At 67.4% G+C, this 7,896-nt stretch carries 6 protein-coding genes; 1 reads left to right on the top strand and 5 read right to left on the bottom strand.

All coding sequences use genetic code 11. The features are described from left to right. The 3 genes from G6021_RS12720 to G6021_RS12710 all read right to left on the bottom strand — a co-directional run. On the bottom strand, positions 1-878 hold an 878-nt coding region (locus tag G6021_RS12720; protein ID WP_182641446.1), incomplete at its 3' end, for a metallophosphoesterase. A 649-nt stretch (positions 879-1,527) separates the two neighbouring features. Beyond that, positions 1,528-2,085 carry a hypothetical protein gene (locus tag G6021_RS12715; protein ID WP_182634866.1) on the bottom strand — a complete coding sequence of 186 codons (558 nt, stop codon included), beginning with the start codon at positions 2,083-2,085 and terminating at the stop codon, positions 1,528-1,530. Further along, on the bottom strand, positions 2,082-2,354 hold the full coding sequence (locus G6021_RS12710) for a hypothetical protein (RefSeq protein WP_182634868.1): 273 nt from the start codon (positions 2,352-2,354) through the stop codon (positions 2,082-2,084). The genes G6021_RS12715 and G6021_RS12710 overlap by 4 nt, the downstream gene beginning before the upstream one ends. A gap of 317 nt (positions 2,355-2,671) precedes the next feature. Here G6021_RS12710 and mobF point away from each other — a divergent pair, with 317 nt between their 5' ends. Continuing rightward, complete coding sequence (gene mobF, locus G6021_RS12705) at positions 2,672-6,676, top strand: MobF family relaxase (protein ID WP_241727758.1); 4,005 nt, start codon at positions 2,672-2,674, stop codon at positions 6,674-6,676. Positions 6,677-6,748: 72 nt separating this feature from the next. Here the strand turns inward: mobF and G6021_RS12700 are convergent, their stop codons facing one another. Both G6021_RS12700 and G6021_RS12695 read right to left on the bottom strand, forming a co-directional pair. Beyond that, a complete protein-coding gene (locus G6021_RS12700; protein ID WP_182641445.1) occupies positions 6,749-7,399 on the bottom strand; it encodes a hypothetical protein in 651 nt (216 codons plus the stop codon). Next, on the bottom strand, positions 7,396-7,896 hold a 501-nt coding region (locus tag G6021_RS12695), incomplete at its 5' end, for a DUF4913 domain-containing protein (protein WP_206682664.1). The genes G6021_RS12695 and G6021_RS12700, both read right to left, overlap by 4 nt.

Raw genomic sequence — 7,896 nt, 5'->3', positions numbered from 1 at the left:
GCTATCCGAAGCACGTCCCTAACAGTGATGTCGAGAGTGGACATGTCAATACCCATTTCCTCGAGTGCGAGGCGCAAGGTGTCCACATTCACCGCGTAGTGCTCCGCCAGGTCTGGACGGGCGCGGAAGAATGGAGTGACGCCCCCGTCCTCGGTGAGCTGGTACTCAACGATCCCCAATTGCGACAGTGACGGACCGAACTGTCCCTCGACGCCGGGATAGACGAAGGCGGTGGACGGAGCTGAGATCGACTGGACTCCGTCGTGGAACTCGAGGGCCCAACGATGCAGATGCCCCGAGCCGAAAGCCTGCACATCAATGTTGTCGACGATCGAGCGAAGGCGATCAAGGGATTGCGGGGCGATGGAGTACGTCGACGCCGGCAAGCCGGGTGCAGGAGCATGGACCGGCTTATGGCAGAAGATGATCGTCGGGCGCCCCTCCAGCTGTGCGGGCAGCGACTCGAGCCACGCCCACTGCTCTTCTTCCTCGGGGAGTCCCGAGCTCATCAGCTCGGAATTGAAGCCGACGACGGAGAATCCGCCGATGTATTCCACCCAGCGGTCGTCGCCGAAGACGGCACGAAAGGCTGCGACCCGCGCCGATGTCACACCGGCACCGCCGATAGGGGCCTCGCCGGGCTCGCCGATGTCATGGTTTCCCGGCAGGACACGAAGAGGTGCCTTCAGCTCGCCCAGCAGGCGTGCAGCCGTCGCCCGGTCAGCCTCGTTATCCGGGTCGAGGATCGACACATCGCCCGTGTGGACAACCAAGTCCGGCTCAAGTTCGTTCACGAACTCGATCATTTTGACGAGGTTCTCGTTAGAGATCCCGCCATGAGCGGAATTGTGCGTATCGGTGATTTGAACAATCTTCATCAGATATCTGCTCTCTGAGTGCGCGGATGGTGGCGAGCTGCTGCCGCCCTGCTGGTGTCGTCCGATGTCATCGTCGGCCCGGCTTGAGAACCTGGAGACAACCCGTGTGCACCGCACAGCGAACACCGTATGAATAGTTCGTACATAAACACACCTCTCACGGAAATTACCTTCCGTGGATTCGACAGACTGCTCATCGCTGCGCACGATCGACCAGATCGGGCTGGTGACATTTGCGGGTGAGGGCAGAAGACGACAAAGGAGGAGTCCAGATGTGGGATCTGGGCCCGCGCTGCTGGCTACTGTTGTCGCCGCTGGTGGCGTTCTGGTCTTGCCTCCGGCCTCGCGCGTGGGATGGGTGGCTTCTACGCGGTGATTGGCGTGTTCGCCAGTGATGTAGCGGCGCTGGATCTGCTGGCGTGGTTCGTGGGTCATTGGTCGTTCGCGGTGCGACACGATGTGCGCTATCGGTCGGCGATAGCGCTGTGGGTGATCGATAGGACCCCGCCGCGGTGGACGATCCCGCGGTACTGGCAGCTGCGCCGGCAACGTCGACACACAGTGGCCCGCTGACACATCCGGGGCCGCCAAAAAGAAAGGCCCCGCCGTCGGCGAGGCCATCTCTGCGGACGACTGTACTCCCCAGGCTCTAGAACAGTGAGGGTGTGTCGAGGGGCGCGGCGTTGCCACAGGCGCGGGCGTAGGCGTCGGGGTTCCAGCCGGAGGCGAGGGCGTCTCGTACTGCCAGGGACCGGGCGTGGCGGTTGGTGTGTTGGTCGGGGTTGCGGATGGCTCCGGTGCGTCCGCACGCGACGGCGTAGCGCAGGTTTGCTGACTGGGTGGAGGCGACGACATGTCCCGGGTCGACGCGTACGCACAGGGGTTCGTTGCAGCGGTGTTCGGCCACGACCTCGTCTGTCAGTTGGCCGGCGAGTAGGAGGGCGAATCGGTGCCCTGATTCAGTGCGGCTGACCCCGCCGCGTCTCCAGGTCAGGCGTGTATACCCGTCGACACCGCTGATCGCTGAAATGAGAAACCAGCACCCGTCCCCGGGCGCTTTGACGACCCGGGACCAGAACGCGTCGATCGCCGCCTGGGTGGGCGGCAGTGTCGAACTGTAAGGACGCCGCGTAGCGAGGACAGTGTTGTGCCGGGGCCAGGGTTCGTACTCCAGCCCCGGCAGCGGGATGTCGCCATTGACGCTCATGCCACGTCGCGGTCCTCATCGGTGGTGTCCTGGTGTGCGGACTCCTGCGGGTCCGCCGGCACACTCTCACCCTCGTCCTGGTCCTGGCTGTCGTCGTTAAGGGCGTCGAGTGCTGTCTTGATGTCGCGGGTGGTGATGCCGAGTAGTTCGGCGATCTCAGCGCGGGGCTCGCCTTCGGCGATGAGGTCTTGGATCGCCTGGCCAGCGTCGCGGCGGGCGCGCTCGATGGCGTCGGCGGCGGCGAAGTAGCGCGTGGCCGCGGCTTCCATGCGCTCGTCGCGTTCGCGTCGGGCCCTCTGCTTCTCGGCGAGTGCCTGCCGGGCGCGGTTGCGGGCGCTGGTGCGTTCGGACGTCCTGGCTATCTGCGTTGGTCCCCTCGCTTGTTGATCGGTGACCTCGACTCTATCGACCGCCAGTTGCCCAGACTAGTGCTGCGCTGCTCTGTGCACTAGTCCTCACCCTCTCTAGAGGCTTGACCCACGCTCGCTGTACTCGCTTAGTGCCAAGCCAGAACCTACACACCTCTGGCTGAAACTCAGACACGCCGGTGACCGGGCGCGATGCGGCGTCTAAAGTGGGCGTCGTGATGACGCTCCACGTGCTGCACGCCGGGGACGGCTACAGCTACCTGACCCGTCAGGTAGCCACCGCCGACCGGCTGCGTGAACGTGGCCAGGAGCTGACCGACTACTACACCGCCAACGGCACCCCGCCGGGCCGCTGGCACGGCGCGGGCCTGGAAGCGTTGTCGGAGATCAGCCTGGTGTCTGGCACGGTCTCTGAGGAGCAGATGAAGGCGCTGTTCGGCGAGGGCCGTCACCCGAACACCGACGCCATGCTCGAAGCCAGCGCCGACCTGAAAGACACGGCGCTGGGCCGGAAGTTCCCCGAGTTCCGAAACGAGATCCCGCTCGTTGAGGACTACAACGCCACGCTCCGGGAGATGGTCAACGAGGGCCACACGATCGACAAAGCCGTCACCTCGGAGGCGTGGCGCACGCTGGCGGACAAGCACTACCGCGCCAAGTTCGGACACCAGCCGGCCACCGAGCGTGAGTTGCTCTCGTGGGCCGCGGCTCAGCGCTCCAGCGTGCGTCAGCCGGTCGCCGGGATGGACCTGGTGTTCACTCCGCAAAAGTCGGTCAGCGCACTATGGGCGCTCGTCGACACCGACACCCGGCAGTCGATCGAGCGCATTCACCGGGAGTGCGTGAACGACTCGCTGGCGTGGATCGAGCGCGAGGCAGCCTTCACCCGCAGGGGTGATCGCAGTGAGCAGCAAATCGACACCCACGGTCTGATCGTGGCGCAGTTCGACCACTACGACACCCGCGCCGGCGACCCGAACCTGCACACCCACTGCGCGGTGTCGAACAAGGTGCTGGGCGCCGACGGACGGTGGTCCGCTTTGGACAGTAAGGCGCTGCACAGGCACGCGGTGGCCGCGTCACAGCGGTACAACGCCGCGATCGTGGACCGCCTGCGCCGGGATCTGGGCGTGCAGTTCGAGGCCCGCTACCCGAGCCGGGGCAAGCAGCCGGTGTGGGAGGTCGCCGGCGTCGACCAGGCGCTGTGCCGGGCGTTCTCCTCGCGGCGTCAGATGATCGAGGTACGCCGGGATGAACTACTCGCCGAGTATCGCGACAAGCACGGCCGTGCTCCCACCCAGGCTGTGCAGTTCGCGCTGTTGCAGCAAGCCACCCTCGACACTCGAGAGGGCAAGCAGGAGGCTCGCTCGCTGGCCGAACTTCAGTCGACGTGGCGCCGTCTGGCCGCGCGTCACCTGGGGTCCGAGAAGGCCGTTGACCAGATGGTCGCTTCCGCACTCAACCCCGACGCCCAGGCGAAGAAGAACGCCGACGTGCGCGAGCTCGAGGCCGTCGAGACGGAGGCCGCCCGCGCCGTCGAGACAGTGTCCGATGCCCGCGCCACATGGACCCACGCCCATGTCCGGGCCGTGGTCGAGGCCCAACTGACGGACGTGGAGTTCGACTCGCCCGCCGCCCACCAGGCCGCCGTCGACGAGGTTGTGACTCACGCGTTGCGCCGGGACTCGCTCGCTCTGGCGACCCCCGAGATTATCGAGACGCCGACAGAACTGCGCCGCGCATCGGACGGGCTCAGTGTCCTCGACCGCCACGGCGAACTGCTGCACACGTCGGAGGCGATGCTCGCAGCAGAGCGCGACGTAGTCGATGCCGCGCGCACTCCCGTGCCGCTGTTCACCACCGGCGAGAACCTGCACGAAACCATCACCGCTCTCGAGTCAGACAGTGGTCGGACCCTGAACCCCGGACAGCGGGCACTGGCCGAGCACTTCTGCCTGTCGGGTCAACTCGTCGCCGCCGGAGTCGGACCGGCCGGCACCGGCAAGACCACCTCGATGCAGGCCGTGGCGAAGGCGTGGCAGGAATCGGGCCGTCAGGTCATCGCCCTGGCACCGTCGTCGGTGGCAGCCGAAACCCTCGGCGAGGAGATCGGTGTCACCGCGTACACCGTCGCCTCCCTGACCTACCGGTGGCGCGGAACGCTGTCCCAAATGGGCGTCGAGGCCCGCAGACCCGACCATCTGGCGGTCACCATCACACCGGGCGCGATGCTGCTGCTCGATGAGGCCGCGATGGCCTCCACCAAGGACGTCGCGGCGCTGGTGGAGATCGCCCGCGACCGGGGCGCCGTGGTGCGGATGGTCGGAGATCCCGCGCAGCTCGACGCCGTCGAATCCGGTGGCCTCATGCGGCTGGTCGCCTCCGAGACCAACGCCCCCGAGCTGACCGATGTGGTGCGCTTTGGCGACGACACCGCCCAAGCGAGTGCGTCGATCGCCATCCGCGCGGGAGAGGCGTCCGCGCTGGACTTCCATGCGAGCAAGGGCTGGATCCACGGGGGCGGGCGAGACGAGATGATCCCGGCCGTGGTGGACGATCACTTCGCCGACGTCGATGCCGGCCGCGACGGCATCGTGCTGGCCTCCACCACCGCGACAGTGCGGGAACTCAACACCCAGATCCAGAATCGTCACCGTGACAGCGGGGCCGCCGAGAGGAGGCGCACCGTCGATCTGGCCGACGACCAGGCCGCCGGCCGCGGCGACATCGTCGTGACCCGATCCAACAATGGCTCGCTGCGTCCCAAGGGCGGCACCCGCCCCGGTTCGCGGGTGCACAACGGTGACCGGTGGCGGGTAGAGAAGGTCGGCAAAGACGGATCTCTGACCGTGCGGCACCTGCGCCACCGCGGCCGGGTCACCCTTGATGCCGACTACGTCGCCGGCAGTACCGAGCTTGGCTACGCGAGCACGATCCACCGCGCCCAGGGCATCACCGTCGACGTAGCCCGCACCGTCGTCGACGAGGCGACCAACCGTCGGGGCCTGTACGTCGCACTGACGCGCGGCCGTCACGAGAACCACGCCTACGCGGTGACCGAGCCCCCACTCGATCTGGACACCGAGGCCCCGCACCTGGACCCCGAGGTCGACGACCGACTGGCCACCTCCCGCGGGGTGCTCGAGGCGGCGCTGGACCGCGACGAGGGCCACACCACCGCAACTGAGCAACTGCGCGAGGCCCTGGCCGCCGCCGACGACCCCGACCGGATGGCCGACCGCTACAACGCCGCGCGCAGCCATCTCATCGGCGACTACTCGCAACACCTGCTCGACGGTCTGCCCGTCGCGCTGACCACGCAGCTGCGCGACGATCCTCAGCTCGTCGCCCTGTGGCGCACCACCTGCCAGCGCCACTTCGACGCCGGCCACGATCTCGCCGAAGCCATCACCGCCGTTCGTGACCGCCTGCTCGACACGCTCGACGCCGAAACGGAGCTGCCCGACTACCTACCCGGCAACACCCGACAGGCCATCGAGCGCGACCGGAACGCTATGGCGCTAATCCACCAGGCGATGAACGACTACATCGCCGATGGGATCGACCGCACCGACGCACTCGAAGCCGCCGTGGACGACCTCATGGACGGCAGCCTCCACCGCGCCGCCGACCCTGAAACTCATTCGCCCACTGAGCCGAGTCCGGAAGACGACAGCCAGCCCGCCTCGGCCGACGAGAAACCGAAGCACACCGCTCCCGCCGCACTACCCGCTAATGGCCGCGACATCATCGCCGCCATCGACGACTACTTCGCCAAACCGGCCGCCGAGGAGAACGCCGACACCACGGCCAACGCGAAGCCGGCGGCCGAGCAAGGCGCAGAGCCGGCAGCCGAGCCCGAAGAGGGCGAGGATGCGCCTGCTCCACTTGGCCCGCTCCCGCCGCGTCATCCCGGCATGAACACGGAGCTGGCCGACTACGCCGCCGCCGTCCTGGTCGAGCACGATCGACTCGTCCACGGGCCTGCGGAGGAGACCGCCGACCCGGACGCGGCGGACCCGTTCACCGCCTCCCCCCTCGCGCACGACGCAGAACAGGCTCGCCGGGGCCTATTCGGTGGCGACCCGTTCGCGGCCCGTGGCTTTGATGTCGCGGACCCGTTCAGTTCGCGACCGGGCGATGTTGAGGCGGATCCGGACGAGCCCGCTCGGCACGAAACCCCTGCGCCCGGCCATGAGCCGGCGCAGGGGCCCGAGCTGTGATGTCGCCCTACAGGCCGGGAGAGAGATCGCGGTCCACCTCGTGATCCGCGGGGACCTCCTCGCCCGACCGTGCTACAGCTCGACGTCCGCCTCCACCTCGGGGGAGGTCGAGGCGAGTTCGGGGGCGATGCTGGTCTCCGCGGTGGCGGTCGCCGCGCTGGCGAGGCTTGCGGCCAGATCGGCCCCGGTGGTCATGTCCAGCTCGCCGCCGATGGCCGGATCGGTCTCGAGTCCTTCCCATACTTGCGACAGTGCGGTGGTTACCCGCTCCATGACTTCGTCACCGTCGATCAACTCAGTCACCGTCGCGGCGGTGACCAGCGTCGAGGTCGCCCACAGCACTGTCATCGCCTGCCGTGGATCAGTCTGTATGGCCTGCTCCTGGGAAGCGAGCTCTGCCTCGAGGCGGCGTTGCTCTTGGAGCAGGGCGTGGCTGTCGTAGTCGGCAGGCTCCCACCGGGACCAGAGGTCGGCGGCGGCGGTGTCGAAGCCCCGGCGGGCGAACTCGTCAGCGACGATATGGCGCCGTTCGTCTCGCCACTGGTCGGAAGCGTCGGGGCGATCTGCCCAGGCTGTCTCTCGGAGTAGTCGGGTGATAGGCACGGTGCGCAGCTCGGCAGCGGTCAGGTAATGGGTGCGTTCCCGAAACCTGCCGTTGTGGCCGGCGACGCGGCTGGCCCGGGCGAGCATCGACATGTGCTGCTGGCGGTTGTGGCTGTTCATCGGGTCTTCTCCATCGGATCGGAGCGCAGTAGCTCGGAGGGCTCGTGGTGTGATCGGCAGGACGACATCGGCGACTCGGGGCTCAGGAGGACCTTCATGTGGTGATCGCCGACCGTGCGCAGGAAAATCTCGTCGGCTCGCATGGGATCGGTCACCGCCAGGTACTCGTAGCTCCGCCACATCGCCCGGACACGAAACAGCACGCCCTCGTGCGCCCACCACCGGCCGCACCAGGCGTTGGCCTGCGAGCGGTCTTGGACCTGGTAGGCCAGGCGCAGGTAGTCGTCGAAGAAGTCGTAGACCGTGGGATGCCGCGGATTCGATGGCACCCCCAGGTCTTCGACGGCGTACCGTTTGGCGGCCCGCTGCGCCGCTCGGCGCAGGGCGGGCCCCAGCCCCGGATGCTCGGCATAGTTGGCGACGGTGGTGGCGGCCAGGCTTTTCATCTGGGACTGCAACGGTTCGGGCGTTGCGGCCCGCACGAGATCAGTCCACAG

This window comes from Dietzia sp. CW19 (assembly GCF_014145265.1).
Lineage (GTDB): Bacteria > Actinomycetota > Actinomycetes > Mycobacteriales > Mycobacteriaceae > Dietzia > Dietzia natronolimnaea.
The sequence above is the reverse complement of the archived record's forward strand: the minus strand, read 5'-3'. Positions and strand labels throughout refer to the sequence as shown.